We start from the raw sequence: 17,073 nt of genomic DNA on the forward strand, positions 1-17,073 counted from the left end.
GGGCGTGATGCTGTACGAACTTGCGGCGTTCTATCGCGCGTATGCGTCGGGCGAACCGGTGCCGCTCGCACCGCTGCCGATCCAGTACGCCGATTATGCGCTGTGGCAGCGCCGCTGGCTCGATGCCGGCGAGCGCGACCGTCAGCTCGCGTTCTGGCGCGAACGGCTCGATCCGCAGCGCGGCGTGCTGACGCTGCCGGGCGCGACCGCGCGGCCGGCCCGTCGCAGTGCGCGCGGCGCGCGTCATGTGTTTTCGCTCGACGCGCGTATCGGTGCGCAGTTGCGCGCATTCGCGGCCGCATCCGGCGCGACGCCGTTCGCGGTGCTGCTCGCCGCGCTCGATGTGCTGCTGGCGCGCGCGACCGGCGACGCACGGATCTGCGTCGGCGTGCCGGCCGCGAACCGCGAGCGCGCGGAAGTCGCCGGCCTGATCGGCTTCTTCGTCAACACGCTCGCGATCGACGTCGACGTGCCCGCGCACGGCGATTTCTCGGCGCTGGTCGCGCGTACGCAGCGCGCGCTCGTCGACGCGCAGATGCACCAGGACGTGCCGTTCGAGCAGGTCGTCGATGCGCTCGGCGTGCCGCGCAGCGCGAGCCACCATCCGCTCTTTCAGGTGATGGCCGCGTATGGCGAACGCCGCGCGCTGCCGGCCCTCGGCGCGGCGTCGGCCGCGTTGCTGCCGTCCGGCACGCCGTCCGCGAAGTTCGACCTGACACTGTCCGTCGAAGCGACGCCGGACGGCACGTTCGACGCCGCCTTCATCTACGCGCTCGACCTGTTCGACGCGGATGCGATCGCGCGGCTGGCCGCGCGCTTCGTCACGCTGCTGACCGACGCGCTCGCGCGCCCGCATCTGCCGATCGGCGATCTCGACTGGCTGCCTGCCGACGAACGCGCGCAGCTTTTCGCATGGAACGCGCCGGCCGGCGCGACCGAGGCCGAGCCGTTCGTACCGGTGCATGCACGCATCGCCGCGCATGCAGAGGCGCGGCCCGATGCACGCGGCGTCGCCGATATCGATCGCGCATTGACGCGCGGCGAAGTCGATGCCCGTGCCGCACGTTTGGCGCGCCATCTGGTGGCGGCCGGCGTGCGGCCCGAGATGCGCGTCGGCGTCGCGCTGCAGCGCTCGGTCGATCTGCTCGTCGCGCTGATCGCGGTGCTGAAGTCGGGCGCCGCGTTCGTGCCGCTCGATCCGGCGCATCCACGCGAACGGCTCGCACAGATCGTCGGTGATGCGGCCATCGCGCACGTGCTGACCGACGCCGCGAGCGCCGCGTCGCTGCCCGACTTGCCTGAACTGCGCATCTGGCGCGCGGACGCAATCGACGCACTCGACGAAGCCGCGCACGTCGCGCTGCCGGACGTGCTGCCCGGCCACGCGGCGTATGCGATCTACACGTCGGGTTCGACCGGCAAGCCGAAGGGCGTGATCGTCGACCACGCGTCGTTCGCGCTGCATTGCGCGGCGATCGCCGAGCGCTACGGCGCGGGTGAAAACGACGTGTTCCTGTTGTTCCAGTCGGTGAATTTCGACGGCGCGCACGAAGGCTGGTTTTCGCAATACATGTCGGGCGCCGCCGTGTCGGTGACGGCCGACGTGCTGTGGCCGCCCGCGCAGACCTGCGCGATGATGATCCGCGACGGCGTGACGATGACCTACGTGCCGCCCGGCTGCGCGGCCCAGCTCGCCGAATGGGCGCTCGCGCACGGCGCACCGCCGACGCTGCGTTCGCTGACCGTCGGCGGCGAGGCGACGTCGCGCGAGGCGTTCGCGATGCTGCGCCGCGCGCTGCCGAACGTGCGCGTGGTCAACGGCTACGGCCCGACCGAAACCGTCATCACGCCGACGCTGTGGATGTTCCGGCCCGGCGACGATCTCGCGAAGCTCGGCGACGCCGCGTATCTGCCGATCGGCACGCTGGTCGGCGCGCGCACCGCGCACGTGCTCGACGCGCGGCTGCATCCGCTGCCGGTCGGCGTGATCGGCGAACTGTACCTGGGCGGCGAGGGGATCGGCGTCGCGCGCGGCTACCTCGACCGTCCGGCGCTGACCGCCGAGCGCTTCGTGCCCGATCCGTACGGCGCGCCGGGCGCGCGACTGTACCGTACCGGCGACCTCGTGCGGCGCCGCGCGGACGGCGTGTTCGATTTCATTGGCCGCGTCGATCACCAGGTGAAGCTGCGCGGCCTGCGCATCGAACTCGGCGAAATCGAAGCGCAGCTCGCCGCGCACGATGCGGTGCGCGAGGCCTGCGCGGTCGTGCACGGGCAGGGCGCGCTCGCGCAGCTCGTCGCGTACGTCGAGCTGACCGCCGAAGCGCAGGTGGCCGCGCAGCCGGTCGAAGCCGCGACGCTCGACGCGCATCTGCGTCGCACGCTGCCCGATTACATGGTGCCCGCGCAACTGATCGTGCTCGACGCGCTGCCGCGCAACGCGAACAGCAAGGTCGACCGTGCGCGGCTGCCGGCGCCGGTGCGTGTCGAGCGCGCGTACGAGGCGCCGCACGACGGCGACGAAGCCGCGCTCGCGGCGATCTGGTGCGACGTGCTGAACCTGGAGCGGGTCGGCCGCGGCGACCACTTCTTCGATCTCGGCGGTCATTCGCTCGCCGCCGTGCGTGTCGCGACGCGCGTGGCCGAACGGCTCGGCCGCGACGTGCCGGTGCGCGCGCTGTTCGAGGCGCCCGTGCTCGCGCAATACGCGCGGCAGGTGGCCGATGCGCCGCGCGCCGCACATACCGGCGCCACGGCGCCGGGCGTCGCGGTGGCCAAACCGGATGCGCACGGCGTGTGGCCGCTGTCGCCCGCGCAGCTCGGCCTGTGGTTCCTGTGGCGCGCGCAGCCGGACAGCGCCGCGTACAACATTCCGGTCGCGCTGCGTGTGCGTGGCCCGCTCGATGTCGATGCGCTGCGCGCCGCGTTCGCGGATGCGGCAACCGTGCATCCGGCGCTGCGTGCACGGCTCGTCGCCCGCGATGGCGCGCTGCCGGGCCAGCGGATCGACGCAGACGTTGCCGTCGACCTGCCGGTGATCGACCTGTCGGCGCACGCCGATGTGCTGGCCCGCGCGGCCGCGCTGACCGACGAGGATGCGCTCGCGCCGTTCGACCTCGCGGCCGACGCGCCGCTGTGGCGCGCCCGCGTGTTGGGACTCGGGGCGGACGATCACGTGCTGTCGGTGACGATCCATCACATCGTGTCGGATGGCGAATCGATCGAGCTGTGGCTCGACGCGGTGCGTGGCCGTTATGTCGCCCGCGTGCAGCGCGGCGCCGCGCCGACCGATGAAGCCGTCGAACCGGCCGCCCAACCGCTCGTGCTGCCCGCGCCGTGCCATCCGGCGCGCGTCGCGTACTGGCGCGATGCACTCGCCGATCTGCCGTCGCGCGTGTTGCCGCAGCGCGCCGACGCGCCGGCGGTGCCGCAATGGCGCGCGGCCCGCATCGCGTTCGAATTCGATACGCAGCTGATTCGCGCCGCGCGCGACGCCGCGTCGGCCTCGCACGCGACGCTGCCGATGCTGCTGCACGCGGCGCTCAACACGGCACTGTTCCGTACGACGGGCGTGGCCGACCAGCCGGTCGGCGTGCTCGCGTCAACGCGCGAACTCACGGGCGACGCGGCGCGTGCCGCGCTGGGCCTGTTCATCAACTCGGTCGTCGTGCGCACGCGGATCGACCCGGCCGCGCGCCGCGCCGACGTGCTGGCGCAAGTGCGCGACACGGCGCTCGCCGCGTATGCGCATGCCGACGTGCCGTTCGCCGACGTCGTCGCCGCGCTGCGCGCGCCGCGCGCCGCGCAGGCCAATCCGCTGTTCCAGGTGATGTTCAACTACCTGCGCCCGACCGGCGCGGCCGCACGCGACTGGGCCGGCCTGTCGCTGGCCGAATTCGACGACGTGCGCCATCGCGTCGTGTTCACGCTGGAGCTGGACGTCGTCGAGCATCCGGACGGCCGCGTGAGCGCCGCGTTCTCGTATGCGGACGAACTGCTCGCGCGCGATTTCGTCGAGGCGCTCGTCGATCTGTATCACGACGAAGTCGCGCGTTTCGCCGGCGCGTCGGAAGCGGCGCTCGGTGCACCGGATGCGCAAGCAGCCAAGCCCACTGCGTTCGACGTGCGCACCAATGGCGCAACCCGGCCGAACGCAACGCCGTCGCATGCCGCCGCCGTGCTCGCCGCGCTGTGGTCGGACACGTTTGCGACGGCCGCCCCCGAGCCCGATGCGGACCTGTTCGAAGCCGGCGCGACGTCGTTCGACGTCGTGCGCTTCGTCGACGCGGCCGGCCGTGCCGGCCATGCGCTGACGGTGGCCGAGGTGTTCGCGGCACCGACGCTCGCGGCCCTCGGCGCGCGGCTCGATGCGCACGCGGAAACGGGACAGGAGGCGCGCCATGCTGGCTGAAGTGCGTCCGGACGGATTCACGATGCTCGATACCTATCGCCTCGCGTTCGCGGACAGCCTGTTCGCCGTGCGCGACGGCGTGGAAATCCGCGTCGCGCAGGGCGACGGCATCGGCGCGCAGTTGCTGCGCGCGCAGCTCGGCGACGACGGCGCGCTGCGCCTCGTCGCCTACAACCATCGCGCGGCGCCGTCCGATCAGCGACGCGCGCTGCTGGCCGCACTGGCCGCGGCGTTTTCGGACAGCGCGTGCCACGCGGCCATCCGGCTCGACCCGGCCGCCTGGCCGGCCGTCGCGCTGGATGCGCTGCGCGCGAGCGGCGTGCTCGCCGACGGCGGCCGCTGCCTGCGCGACGGCTGGGCGCAACAGGCCGACCTGTGGCGCGTCGACCCGCCTCTGCCGTGCGCGACGCTGCCGACCATCACCGACGGCCGGCGTCATCCGCGCCGGCCGCCCGCACCGCGCGGCGACGTCTATGCGCGCGACCTGCCGGCGCTCGGCGTGCGCTTCACGTTGCGCGGCTGGCAGCCGGCGGAGGACACCGAGCGGCTCGCCCGCTGGTTCGACGAGCCGCGCGTGCGCGACGGCTGGCCGGGCGCGCAGCCCGCACAACGCGGCACGGAAGGCCCGCAGGAAACCGATCCGCACGTGACGCCGCTGGTCGGTTGTTTCGACGGCGAGCCGTTCGCGTATTTCGAGGCGTTCTGGCTGAAGGAGGACGCGCTCGGGCCGCACGTCGCGGCGCGCGACTACGACCGCGGGCTGCGGATGCTGGTCGGCGAGCCGCACTGGCGCGGCGCGCATCGCGTGGCCGGCTGGCTGCCGTCCGTCGTGCATTACCTGTTTCTCGACGACCTGCGTACCGAAGCGGTCGGCTGTGCCGTTCCGGCCGGCCACACGCGGGTTGCCGACCATCTCGCGCGGCATGGCTTCGCGCGGCAGCGCCGTCTCGCGCTGGCCGACGCGCAGCCGTTGTGGATGCGCACGCTGCGCGAGACGTTCTTCTCCGGCCGTCACGTCTGACGGGCCGGATTCACCGACAAGGAAGCTGAGACATGCAGAGAGAAACCGTATTCGACCTGATCGGCGTCGGCTTCGGGCCGTCGAATCTGGCGCTGGCCGTGCGCCTCGCGGAGCGCAGCGGCGCGCACACGCTCGCCCATTGCTTCATCGAGCGTCAGCCGGAATTCGGCTGGCATCGCGGGATGCTGCTCGACGACTGCCGGATGCAGATTTCGTTTCTGAAGGATCTCGTCACGATGCGCGATCCGAAAAGCCGCTACACGTTCATCAACTATCTGTTCGAACGCGGCCGGCTGAACGAATTCGTCAACCTGAAGAACTTCTATCCGACCCGCGTCGAATTCCACGACTACCTGAGCTGGGTGGCCGACGCATTCGACGATCGCGTCCATTACAGCGAGACCGTGCTGGGGATCGAACCGGTGCGCGGCGACGGCGCGAGGATCGACGCGCTGCGCGTGCTGTCGCGCGATGCGGCCGGCCACGAGCGCCAGCGCGTCACGCGCGCGCTGTCGGTCGGCGTCGGCGGCACGCCGGCGGTTCCGGAGGCGTTCGCCGCGCTCGGCCGCGACCGCGTGATCCATTCGTCGTCGTACCTGACCGACATCGACCGGCTCGTCGCGTCGCCCGACGGCGAGCGCCGCCGCGTCGCGGTGATCGGCGCCGGGCAGAGCGCGGCCGAGGTGTTCATCGACCTCGCACGCCGTTTCCCGCACGTCGACGCGAACCTCGTGATGCGTGCCGGCGCGTTGAAGCCGGCCGACGACAGCCCGTTCGTCAATGAAATCTTCAGCCCCGAATTCACCGACGTCGTCTATGCGCAGCCGCATGACGCGCGCCGCGCGCTGCTCGAACGCTATCGCGACACGAACTACGCGGTGGTCGACCGGCCGCTGATCGAGCAGATCTACGAAATGCTGTACTTGCAGCGCATCGACGGCACGCCGCGTCATGCGCTGCTCGCGAACAGCGCGATCGAGGCGGCGGTGCGCACCGCCGACGGCCGTATCGAACTGACGCTGCGCGACCGGATGAGCGGCGCGACGCGCGTCGAGCGTTTCGATGCACTCGTGCTCGCGACCGGCTACCGCCGCGACACGCATTCGGCGCTGCTCGAAGGGCTTGCGCCGCATCTGGGCGATGCGCTCACGCGCGGCGACGTCACACGCGACTACCTGCTCGCGACGCCCGAGCACTTCGCGCCGCGCATCTACCTGCAAGGCTGCTGCGAAGACAGCCATGGCCTGTCCGACACGCTGCTGTCGGTACTGGCGCGCCGCGCGGACGAAATCTGCGCGTCGCTCGAAGACGGGATCGCGCCCGCGCATGACGAAGGCGCGGCCCGGACCACGCATGAAAAACGACCGGACAACGGGGTGAGCGCGAGCCGCATGGCTTTCGCTCTTTGACAAAGGCGCGGTCGGAGACCGCATGAAAAAAGTGGAGCAGAAGAAGATGGAGTGGGCAACAGGCACGCGTTTGCGTGCGATCGCAGCCGCGGCAAGCGTGGCGTTCGGTACGGCGGCGGCAGGGCACGCATACGCCCAGACGGCGCCGGCCGTGAACGCGGGCGCCACGGCGTCGGCCAGCAGTGCGCAAAACGGCGCGACGGCGACGACGTCGACCAGCGCGCAAAACGGCACGCTGCCGGCGATCACCGTCAACGCAGCCTCGGCCGGCGACGGCACGGTCGGGCTCGTTGCGAAACGCAGCACGACCGGCACCAAGACCGACACGCCGCTCAACGAGATCCCGCAGACGATCAACGTCGTCACCGCGCAGCAGATCGAGATGACCGGCGCCACCGACGTGAACGCGGCGCTGCGCTACGTGCCGGGCTTCTCGTCGTACGGGTCGGACAACCGCTCCGACTGGTACGCGGCGCTGCGCGGCTTCACGCCGACCGCCTACGTGAACGGGCTGCAGGTGCCGAACACGATCAACCTCGCGAGCTGGCGCGTCGATCCGTACATGATCGACAGCATCAGCGTGCTGCGCGGCCCGACCTCGGTGCTGTACGGCGCGGGCGATCCGGGCGCGATCATCGACGTGCACACCAAGCTCGCCGACGGCGAGCGCGTGCGCGAAGCGGGCGTGCAGATCGGCAACTACGCGCGCAAGCAGTTCATGATCGACGTCGGCGACAAGCTCGACCCGGACGGCAAGTATGCGTACCGGTTCGTCGGCGTCGCGCGCGACGGCAACGCGCTGACGGGCCCGAACAACGACCAGCGCGTCGCGCTCGCGCCGTCGTTCCGCTGGCGCCCGGACGCGGATACGTCGCTGACGCTGTCGGCGACCTACCTGCAGGACTGGGGCGACATCTCGTCGAACTTCCTGCCCGCGCAAGGCACGGTGCTGCCGAACCCGAACGGCCAGATCAACAAGGACATCTACGAAGGCGACGGCAACTTCAACTACTACCGCAAGAAGCAGTGGTCGGTCGGTTACCAGTTCGAGCGCAACCTGACGCCGGCCTGGACGTTCCGCCAGAACACGCGCCTGATGCACCTGTCGCTCGACAACGGCTCGGTGTTCGGCAACGGCTTCGTCGAAGGCAGCACGACCGACGTGTCGCGCTGGGCCGGCGTGTTCCAGATGAACTACAGCCGCTTCGACATCGACAACAACCTCGAAGGCCGCTTCGCGACGGGCCCGCTGCAGCACACGCTGCTGCTCGGCTTCCAGTACAACCGCCAGACCGCGACCGACAGCGAATGGCTCGCCGCCGCGCCGCCGCTGAACATCTACAACCCGGTCTACCAGCCCGTCACGACGGCGGTGTTCACGCCCGACGCAACGTTCCGCACCAACACGTACACGACGATGAACACGTTCGGCCTGTACGCGCAGGACCAGGTCAAGTGGAACCGCTGGACGCTGACGCTCGGCGGCCGCGAGGACTGGGTCAACATGCGGATGGACGACCGCGCGGCCGGTACGTCGACGAAGGCCGACGTCACGGCGTTCACCGGCCGCGTCGGCCTCACGTACCAGGGCGACTACGGGCTGTCGCCGTACGTCAGCTACGCGACGTCGTTCAATCCGCTGATCGGCGTGAACCTGGTCGGCGGCGGGCTGCCGCAGCCGACGCGCGGCAAGCAGATCGAAGCCGGCCTGCGCTGGCAGCCGCCCGGCAAGAACCTGATGCTGAACGCGGCGATCTACCAGATCAACCAGACCAACGTGCTCACGTCGGCGCTGCCGAGCCAGGACCCGACCGGCACGAAGTCGGTGCAGACGGGCGAAGTGCGCTCGCGCGGGATCGAGCTGAGCGCGACCGGCAAGGTCACGCGCAACCTGTCGGTGATCGCGTCGTACGTCTATCAGGACGTGAAGAACGTGCAGGCCAACGACGTCTCGCTGAACAACTGGCCGGTCGACATTCCGCGTCCGCGCCAGATGGCGTCGCTGTGGACCGACTGGACGTGGTACACGGGGCCGCTCGCCGGCTTCGGCCTCGGCGGCGGCATTCGCTACCAGAGCGCGTCGGCCGGTGCGGCCGACAACTCGCTGACGGTATCGAGCGTCACGCTGTTCGACGCGGGCCTGCATTACGACACGCGTAACTGGCGCTTCGCCGTGAACGGGACGAACCTGTTCAACCGCCATTACATCAGCGGTTGCCAGTCGAACAACGTCTGCATTTTCGGGACCGACCGCACCGTGATCGCGACCGCGAAATACAACTGGTGACGTCGCGCGCCGTGGCTCGCCGACCGGCCTTCGTGGCCGGCGCGGGCCGGCCGCGGCGCCTTCGTCCGCTTTTTCCACGACGCCTCCATGCCGAAGAAAAATCTCGTCTACATCCAGTCGCTGCGCAACGGCGCCGCTGATCGTGCCGGCCAGCCGGTCGCTTATCGTGGCGGCACGCGCTACATGAAGGCGCCGCTCGAATTCCTCGTCGAGCGCCTGAACGATTCGCCGCTCGGCGAACGCTATACGCTCCAGGGCGTGATCGTCGACGACGACGAAGGCTCGCCCGCCGACCGCGCGAAAGTCGCCGATTACGGGTTCACGCGCACGCCGGGCCGCCCGTGGATTTTGCCGGAAGGCCTGACGGTGCAGGGCCGGCCGGTCGACGCGCTGTTCTGTTCGATTCCGTCGACGTACCGGCGGCTGCCGCGCGACGCGCGTGAGCGCGTGGCCGGCAAACAGGCATTCGAGCGCCGCCTGCTCGAGCGCCTGCTCGAACTCGACGCCGACGTCGTCGTGCTCGACGGGCTGCTCGTGATCCTCGACGAACTCGTGCGGCCGGGCGCGCGCTTTCATCGGCGCATCGCGAACATCCATCCGGGTATCACGGCCGACGATTCGCCGTATCAGCGGCGCGGCGCGTGGGCGACGCTCGACGCGCTGCACGGCGCGCGCGGCGAGCGGGTCGACTGGGCCACCGGCGCGACGTCGTCGATCGAACCCGTGACGATGACGGGCGCGTCGTTCCACTACGTCGACAACGGTATCGATTCCGGCGAGGTGATCTGCGACGTGCTCGACACGCCGATCGCGCCGGACGACACGATTCTCGAACTGCGCTGGAACAATTTCCAGCGCAGCCTGTTTCCGGCACTCGAGCGTGGGCTGCACGTCCTCGCCGACCGCCACGACGCGGGAGCATTGTGATGCAAGACACGCTGACGAAACCGGCCGGCGCCGCCGACGCTGTCGAAGGTGAAGTGGCCGCGGCGCTCGATGGCGCCGCGCAGGGGCAGGCGGCGGCCGTCGTCGAGCATGCGCTCGATGCATGGCGGCCCGACGACGCACCGGACGCGCTGCTCGCGACGTTCGTCGCGCTGTTCAACACCGACACGCGGCATGACGCGGCGACGATCTCGGTGCCGCGCGGCGGCGCCGATGCGGCGGCCGTGGCCTCGTACGTCGCGCGTGCGGTGCGTGAAGGCGTGATCGACGGCGCGCAGGTCGCGGACGACACGCTGCGGCTCACGGTGTCGCGCACGACGTTCTGGCAGAACCCGCGGCCGTGGCTGAAGGCGAGCGCATCGGGCGGGATGCCGCTGCGCTACGCGATCACGAACGGCCATCGGCATCCGGTACGGCCGCCGTCGCCGGCCGGCGAGATCTATGCGCGCCCTATGCCGCAGGTCGGGATGACGTTCAGCCTGCGCACCGTCGACATCGACGCACACGCGGACCTCTTCAGCGGCTGGATGAACCTCGACCGTGTCGCGCATTTCTGGGATCAGCGCGGCACGCGCGACGAGCACGCGGCGTATCTGGCCGAACGGCTGGCCGACCCGCACATGCACCCGATGATCGGCTATTTCGACGACACGCCGTTCGGCTATTTCGAGTTCTACTGGGCGAAGGAGGATCGCCTCGCGCCGTTCTACGACGCGCACGACTACGATCGCGGGCTGCACCTGCTGATCGGCGACTCGCGGTTCCAGAGCGCCGGCAAGCTGCATGCGTGGTGGAGCGGGGTGCTGCACTACATGTTCGTCGACGAACCGCGCACGCAGCGGCTCGTCGGCGAGCCGCGCGTCGATCACGTGCGGCACATCGCGTACATGCACCGGCTCGGGTTCTACACGCTGAAGGAATTCGATTTCCCGCACAAGCGCGCGGCGCTCACGGTGATCGAGCGCGATACGTTCTTTGACACTTTCCGGTTGCCGTGACGGGGGTGGGGGTGCGCGGCGTCGGTGCGTCCGACGTGGTTGTCCTTTGCAAACGAGCCGCTCGCCGATTCCAGCTTCCTCGTCGAGCCGACCCGGGCAGGACGGTGAAAACGGCGTGACTGGCTGATGTCACGCCCGATGGACGAGCGGACCCGCGAGGAAGCCGCCGCGGAACGCATCGAGATACCGTTCCGCGTCGTCGTTGAATTCCCCGGGCAACAGCGCGAACGCGCGGGCCTGCAGATCCTGCCCGAGCATCGCGTAAGTCGCGTCGTCGGATAGCAGTGCGCGGATCGCATCGTGCGTGTGCGGTGACGCAATCTGCTTCGCGTCGCGTGCGAGCAGCGCCGCTGCCGCCAGCTCCGGCTGGAAGCCATGTTGTTCGATCAGGTCGGGCGCAACGTCCCAGATGCGCTCGCGATTGCCCGCATCGTGAAAATGCGTGAGCAGGAACAGCAGGTCGTATGCGTCGCTGTTCTGGCGCGCGCGCCGGTCCTTCCACGCGAGCAGCTTCAGCAGCGCGAGCGCCGGCAGGCTCGCCACCGGCACCGTGATGCCGGCGCCGATCGACACGGCGAGCGCCGTATCGACCGCCTCCTGAAACCCCAGCACGTTCAGCACGAAGTCGCCGCCCGGCGGCCATGCGATTTCGCCGGGCGGTGTTTCGAGCGGCCCGAACGGCACCAGATCGAGTTCGGTGCGAAACCCCGGCGAGCCGCTGTCGAACAGCAGTTTCTGCCGATGCTTCGGCGCGCGGGCGAATTGCCCGGTCGCGACGAGCGCATCGACGAGCCGCTCGTGAAACGGCCAGTTGACCGCGCACACAGCGACGTCGACGTCCCGCGTCGCACGCACCGGACGGATGCCGTGGACATGCCACATCAGGATGTCGCGCGCGGTCGCGCCGGCCACGACGAATGCCGCGTCGAGCCGGGCGCAGGCCGAGCCGACCGCCCGCAGCAGCGCGACTGCCGCCGGCTCGAGCGGCCGGCGCGCGTCGATTTCAAGCGGGCGGGTGGGCGAGGTATCGGTCATGGATGTGTTCGGCGGCGGCAAGATTGCGGCTGTCTCCGGACGAGACGAGATCCGCGTAGACCAACAGCGGCGGCACGAGCGGAACATCCTGCTCGCGCCAGTCGAGCGCCGGCGACGGCGGCCAGAACGCTTCGAGCAGCTCGACGTCGCCATGCTCGTCCGGGCGCAGGCGGGCTTGCAGCAGCAGGCGATTCGACATGGCGCCGTGCGTATAGACGGTGATCGCTGCCGGCTTCAGGTCGTGCGTGAGCAGATCGGCCGCCGCTTCGCCGCCGAGCCGCGCATCGAACGCGGCGAAATCGAAGCCGCGCCACCAGTCGGGTGCGATCGCGGCAAACCGCCGGGCCGGCAGTTTCGCGCGCAGGCGGCTCGGGTACAGCGCGACCCATTCCTGCAGGAAGCGCGGCCAGTCGGGCATCAGCCGTTCGCCGTTGCGCCGCTGCGCGACGAGGCCGCGCGCGATCAGGTCGTCCATCGCGAGGTTGACCGTGCCGAGCGCGACGCCCGACGCGGCGGCGATCGCCCGGTACGGCTGCGCGACGAGGCCCGGCTGCGTCGCGAGCGCGAACATCACGGCGAGCCCCTTCGGCGTGGTCGCGCGTGACGCCTGACGGCGCGGGGTGCGCGCAGGTTTCGGCCGGCCGGCGATCATCAGGGTGGCCTCCGGCTGGATCAGGCTCGCATTGCCGGCGGTATCGAGAAACGGGATGTCGTGCTCGATCAGGCGGGCGGCCAGTTCGGCAGAAAAATAAGGCGCGACCAGCATAAGTGGCCGCTCGCCCGGCGCCGACGTGCCGCCGCGGCGACGCAGCGCCGCCAGCGCAGCCTGCAGCGATTCGACGCCGACGCTCACGGCCGCCGGCATCTCGAAGCTCTGCCCGGCGATGTCGAAGCGGATCATTGCGTCGGCGCGCGCCTGGTACGCCGCCGGCACACGCACGGGCCGCGCAGCGAAGCGCCGGGTCGAGCGTCCGAACGCGGCACAGGCCTCGTCGAGCACATGCTGTTCCGATAGGGGGAGGGGGACGTTCGCCGGCATCACGGAGGATCGCTTGTTCACTGTTTTGTCAGCGTACACAAAAAATGTACAACCGTCAAAAAATGAACAAATGCTCTCAACCCTTTGATGAAAAGGAATTATTTTGGAACGTTGAGCTGACGCCAACGATAACCTCCACGTGAAAATCGAGCCTTAACACACAGTGTCGGGCGTGCCTCTCGCTCGCGGCAGTCGTCCGGACGGGATAGCCATCCCGGCAGCCGCGCTTCGCCTCCGCCCGTGCGATCGACTGGCAATCGCCAGTTGCCATCGTGACGACTTTCTGTCTATCCGGTTGCCGTTCGTCGGACTATCCTTGCCCGCATACTCACAGCACACAGGAGACGACACCGTGACGTACAGCGTGATTCCCGCCGGCCTCGCCGACGAAATGATCGAGATCCGGCACCGCATCCATGCCCACCCCGAGCTGGGTTTCGAGGAATTCGCGACGAGCGACCTCGTCGCCGAGCAGTTGCAGTCGTGGGGCTACACCGTGCATCGCGGGCTCGGCGGCACCGGCGTCGTCGCCCAGTTGAAAGTGGGCGACGGCAAGCGGCGCCTCGGTCTGCGCGCCGACATGGACGCGCTGCCGATCCACGAAACGACGGGCCTGCCGTACCAGAGCACGATCGCGGGCAAGATGCACGCGTGCGGCCACGACGGCCACACGGCGATGCTGCTCGCAGCCGCGAAGCACCTCGCGCGCGAACGCCGCTTCTCGGGCACGCTGAACCTGATCTTCCAGCCGGCCGAGGAAGGGCTCGGCGGCGCCAAGAAGATGCTCGACGAAGGGCTGTTCGAGCAATTTCCGTGTGACGCGATCTTCGCGATGCACAACATGCCGGGCTTCCCGACCGGCAAATTCGGTTTCCTGCCGGGCTCGTTCATGGCGTCGTCGGATACCGTCGTCATCGACGTGCAGGGTCGCGGCGGCCACGGCGCGGTGCCGCACCGCGCGATCGATCCGGTCGTCGTATGCGCGCAGATCGTGCTGGCGCTGCAGACCATCGTGTCGCGCAACGTGTCGCCGCTCGACATGGCGATCATCACGGTCGGTGCGATCCATGCGGGCGAAGCGCCGAACGTGATTCCCGATCGCGCGCAGATGCGCCTGTCGGTGCGCGCGCTGAAGCCCGACGTGCGCGACTTGCTCGAAACGCGCATCAAGGAGGTCGTCCATACGCAGGCGGCCGTGTTCGGCGCGACCGCGACGATCGACTACCAGCGCCGCTACCCAGTGCTCGTGAACGATGCGGAGATGACGGCGTTCGCGCGCGGCGTGGCCCGTGAATGGGTCGGCGAAGCCAATCTGATCGACGGCATGGTGCCGCTCACCGGCAGCGAGGATTTCGCGTTCCTGCTCGAGAAACGGCCGGGCTGCTACCTGATCATCGGCAACGGCGACGGGGAGGGCGGCTGCATGGTGCACAACCCCGGCTACGACTTCAACGACGCGGCGCTGCCGACCGGCGCGTCGTATTGGGTGAAGTTAACTGAGGCGTTTCTGGTGTGACGGAGGATGCGGCGTGAGGTTGGAGCCGGGAATTCACAATCCGCTCCCAACCATGACAGACGGCATGTACCTTGCCTTGGTATTTGGTATATGCCCATCGTGTTCAAACCAAACGAAGTGAACCATGTCGAGAAAGGCGCCTGTTTCCCAAGACGATCACGTTGCCGAGTACGTCGACGCCGACGGGCTGTCGGAGCGATGCTCCGGCAGCGACACCATGCGAGCGAGATTGCGGCTGCTCGAATCACGCAACGCGCAGGTGCGCGCGTTGCAGGACGCGCTGGACGCCGGGGAGGCCTCAGGTCATCCCAATACGTTCGACGGAGAAACCTTCCTGGCCCGCATGCGGGCGCAACGCGTTGCGGCTAAGGCCGGTCACGTCTGGTCACGCGATTCCTGCCCCGAATCCTGAAGATCGTTGGCGTCGTACCGTCGAAGGTCGGCCGCTCGGCAAGCTGGCCGCTCATGTCTCGAACACTTCCCCACCGAACAAAGCCACGACCAGATCCGGATTCGACGGCCAGTACATGTGCATGTACGTCGCGACGATCGCGCCCACGCGATAAACGGCTTCGCCGCCGCCCTCCGAGCCATCGGGCCGCGCGGCGGTCGCGACCGGCACGAGCGGCGTATCCAGCCGCGAATAATGAAACGTATGACCGCGCATCGGTCCCGTGCCAGTATCGAGCTGCTGCATGCCGAGCGCCGCGAACCGGCGTTGCATCGTCGCATGCCCCGGCAGCAGGCCGAGCATCGGTGTCGTCGACCCATCCACGTCGGTCAGCGATTCGCACAGATACACCATCCCCCCGCATTCCGCGACGATCGGCCGGCCGACTGCCGCATGCGCGCGAATCGTCCGTGCGGTCGCGGCATTCGCGGCCAGCGTCGCCGCATGCAGTTCCGGATAGCCGCCCGGCAAAAACAGCGCGTCGCAATCGTCAGGCACGGGTTCGTCGGCAAGCGGCGAAAAGAACCGCAACTGCGCACCGAGCGCGCCCAGCAACGCGAGATTCGCCGGATAGATGAACGAAAACGCCGCATCGCGCGCCACCGCGATCCGCTTGCCGGCAAGCGCGCGCGGCAACGGCGCGGCAACGTCCGGCTCCGCGAACGCGACGGCCGGCGGCAATTCGGCCAGTGCCGTCTGCGCGAGCACATCGGCCGCGCGATCGAGCCGCGCGTCGAGATCGTCGATATCGGCCGGCTGATGCAGGCCGAGATGCCGCTCCGGCAGCGCGATACCCGCATCGGCCGGCACGTGGCCGAGCCAGCGAAGATCGTCGGGCAACGCCTGTTGCAGCAATTCCGCGTGCCGTGCCGAGCCGACGCGGTTGGCCAGCACGCCGTGAAACGGCAACCCCGGCCGAAACCGCGCGAGCCCGAACGCGATCGCCGCGAACGTCTGCGCCATCGCCTTCGCCGAAATCACCGCGACGACCGGCACGCCGAACGCGGCCGCGAGATCGGCGCTGCTCGGCGTGCCGTCGAACAAGCCCATCACGCCTTCGATCAGGATCAGGTCCGCGTCGCGCGCGGCTTCGGCGAGCAGCGCGCGGCAACCGGCCTCGCCGACCATCCCGAGGTCGAGCGCGTGCACGGGTGCGCCGCTCGCGCGTTCGAGCAGCATCGGATCGAGAAAATCGGGCCCGGTCTTGAACACGCGCACGCGGCGGCCGAGCCGCCGGTGCAGCCGCGCGAGGCCGACCGTGACCGACGTCTTGCCCTGGCCGGACGCGGGCGCGCTGACGAACAGCGCGGGGCAGGCCGGCATGCTCAGAACTCCACGCCGCGCTGCGCCTTCACGCCTTGCTCCTTGTACGGATGCTTGACGAGCCGCATTTCGGTGACGAGATCGGCCGCATCGATCAGCGCATCGGGCGCATGCCGCCCGGTGACGACGACGTGCACCGACTCCGGACGCGCGACGAGCGTCGCGAGCACTTCGTCGAGCGGCAGGTATTCGTACTTCAGCACGGTGTTCAACTCGTCGAGGATCACCATCCGGTAGTCGCCGCTGTCGATCATCCGGCGCGCCTCGTCCCAGCCCTTGCGCGCGGTCGCGATGTCGGCGTCGCGGTTCTGCGTGTTCCACGTATAGCCGTCGCCCATCGTCACGAAATCGCATTCCGCGACCGCGCCGAGGAAGTCACGCTCGGACGTATGCAGCGCCCCCTTGATGAACTGCACGACACCGAGCCGCATGCCGTGGCCGAGCACGCGCACGGCCATCCCGAACGCGGCCGTGCTCTTGCCCTTGCCGTTACCGGTATGGACGATCAGCAGGCCTTTTTCCTGAGTGGCGGCGGCCTGCTTCTTCTCGTGGCCGGCGCGGCGGCGTTCGGCCATCCGCTGATGGGATTCGGAATCGGTCTTCATCGGGAATCGTCCTGTCGAAAGCGAAACATTGGG

Annotated in this window: 12 protein-coding genes; 8 read left to right on the forward strand and 4 right to left on the reverse strand. The window is 69.3% G+C overall.

Annotated elements, in window-relative coordinates; genetic code table 11:
- The 6 genes from AP428_RS05785 to AP428_RS05810 all read left to right on the forward strand — a co-directional run.
- The coding region (locus AP428_RS05785; RefSeq protein ID WP_054927819.1) for a non-ribosomal peptide synthetase at window positions 1-4,411 on the forward strand (4,411 nt) is incomplete at its 5' end.
- The gene (locus tag AP428_RS05790; RefSeq protein WP_054927820.1) at window positions 4,401-5,432 is read left to right on the forward strand and encodes a GNAT family N-acetyltransferase; all 1,032 of its coding nucleotides are present in this window, start codon (window positions 4,401-4,403) and stop codon (window positions 5,430-5,432) included. The genes AP428_RS05785 and AP428_RS05790, both read left to right, overlap by 11 nt.
- Before the next feature lie 32 nt (window positions 5,433-5,464).
- A complete protein-coding gene (locus AP428_RS05795) occupies window positions 5,465-6,841 on the forward strand; it encodes a lysine N(6)-hydroxylase/L-ornithine N(5)-oxygenase family protein (RefSeq protein ID WP_054927821.1) in 1,377 nt (458 codons plus the stop codon).
- A 22-nt stretch (window positions 6,842-6,863) separates the two neighbouring features.
- Window positions 6,864-9,128, forward strand: a complete 2,265-nt coding sequence (locus tag AP428_RS05800) for a TonB-dependent siderophore receptor (RefSeq protein WP_054927822.1) — start codon at window positions 6,864-6,866, stop codon at window positions 9,126-9,128.
- 87 nt (window positions 9,129-9,215) lie between these two features.
- Window positions 9,216-10,055: a formyltransferase family protein gene (locus AP428_RS05805; RefSeq protein ID WP_054927823.1), complete on the forward strand. Its 840-nt coding sequence runs from the start codon at window positions 9,216-9,218 to the stop codon at window positions 10,053-10,055.
- A complete protein-coding gene (locus tag AP428_RS05810; RefSeq protein ID WP_011545381.1) occupies window positions 10,055-11,071 on the forward strand; it encodes a GNAT family N-acetyltransferase in 1,017 nt (338 codons plus the stop codon). Before AP428_RS05805 ends, AP428_RS05810 begins: the two co-directional genes overlap by 1 nt.
- A gap of 129 nt (window positions 11,072-11,200) precedes the next feature.
- Here AP428_RS05810 and AP428_RS05815 read toward each other — a convergent pair whose 3' ends face one another.
- The gene (locus AP428_RS05815; protein WP_011694282.1) at window positions 11,201-12,106 is read right to left on the reverse strand and encodes a nucleotidyl transferase AbiEii/AbiGii toxin family protein; all 906 of its coding nucleotides are present in this window, start codon (window positions 12,104-12,106) and stop codon (window positions 11,201-11,203) included.
- Window positions 12,075-13,145, reverse strand: coding sequence for a type IV toxin-antitoxin system AbiEi family antitoxin (locus tag AP428_RS05820; protein ID WP_011545383.1), 1,071 nt, complete (start codon window positions 13,143-13,145; stop codon window positions 12,075-12,077). The genes AP428_RS05815 and AP428_RS05820 overlap by 32 nt, the downstream gene beginning before the upstream one ends.
- A 352-nt stretch (window positions 13,146-13,497) precedes the next feature.
- On the opposite strand from AP428_RS05820, the gene AP428_RS05825 reads away from it, so the two are divergent.
- Both AP428_RS05825 and AP428_RS05830 read left to right on the forward strand, forming a co-directional pair.
- Complete coding sequence (locus AP428_RS05825) at window positions 13,498-14,661, forward strand: M20 aminoacylase family protein (protein ID WP_011545384.1); 1,164 nt, start codon at window positions 13,498-13,500, stop codon at window positions 14,659-14,661.
- Window positions 14,662-14,785: 124 nt separating this feature from the next.
- Window positions 14,786-15,073 carry a type II toxin-antitoxin system ParD family antitoxin gene (locus tag AP428_RS05830; protein ID WP_011545385.1) on the forward strand — a complete coding sequence of 96 codons (288 nt, stop codon included), beginning with the start codon at window positions 14,786-14,788 and terminating at the stop codon, window positions 15,071-15,073.
- A gap of 51 nt (window positions 15,074-15,124) precedes the next feature.
- On the opposite strand, the gene AP428_RS05835 is transcribed toward AP428_RS05830, so the two are convergent.
- Both AP428_RS05835 and cobO read right to left on the reverse strand, forming a co-directional pair.
- Entirely contained in the window at window positions 15,125-16,435 is a 1,311-nt protein-coding gene (locus AP428_RS05835) for a cobyrinate a,c-diamide synthase (protein WP_054927824.1), read from the reverse strand.
- Between the two features lie 2 nt (window positions 16,436-16,437).
- A complete protein-coding gene (gene cobO, locus AP428_RS05840; protein ID WP_011545387.1) occupies window positions 16,438-17,040 on the reverse strand; it encodes a cob(I)yrinic acid a,c-diamide adenosyltransferase in 603 nt (200 codons plus the stop codon).
- Window positions 17,041-17,073 lie beyond the last annotated feature (33 nt).

It is taken from the genome of Burkholderia sp. E168m22 (assembly GCF_001319805.1).
Classification (GTDB): Bacteria; Pseudomonadota; Gammaproteobacteria; order Burkholderiales; family Burkholderiaceae; genus Burkholderia; species Burkholderia orbicola.

Bases quoted from the DNA above. Each gene is read 5' to 3' on its own strand.
- cobO (WP_011545387.1), bottom strand. From the start codon at position 17,040: ATGAAGACCGATTCCGAATCCCATCAGCGGATGGCCGAACGCCGCCGC.
- AP428_RS05830 (WP_011545385.1), top strand. From the start codon at position 14,786: ATGTCGAGAAAGGCGCCTGTTTCCCAAGACGATCACGTTGCCGAGTAC.
- AP428_RS05810 (WP_011545381.1), top strand. From the start codon at position 10,055: ATGCAAGACACGCTGACGAAACCGGCCGGCGCCGCCGACGCTGTCGAA.
- AP428_RS05795 (WP_054927821.1), top strand. From the start codon at position 5,465: ATGCAGAGAGAAACCGTATTCGACCTGATCGGCGTCGGCTTCGGGCCG.
- AP428_RS05815 (WP_011694282.1), bottom strand. From the start codon at position 12,106: ATGACCGATACCTCGCCCACCCGCCCGCTTGAAATCGACGCGCGCCGG.
- AP428_RS05820 (WP_011545383.1), bottom strand. From the start codon at position 13,145: ATGCCGGCGAACGTCCCCCTCCCCCTATCGGAACAGCATGTGCTCGAC.
- AP428_RS05805 (WP_054927823.1), top strand. From the start codon at position 9,216: ATGCCGAAGAAAAATCTCGTCTACATCCAGTCGCTGCGCAACGGCGCC.
- AP428_RS05835 (WP_054927824.1), bottom strand. From the start codon at position 16,435: ATGCCGGCCTGCCCCGCGCTGTTCGTCAGCGCGCCCGCGTCCGGCCAG.
- AP428_RS05790 (WP_054927820.1), top strand. From the start codon at position 4,401: ATGCTGGCTGAAGTGCGTCCGGACGGATTCACGATGCTCGATACCTAT.
- AP428_RS05800 (WP_054927822.1), top strand. From the start codon at position 6,864: ATGAAAAAAGTGGAGCAGAAGAAGATGGAGTGGGCAACAGGCACGCGT.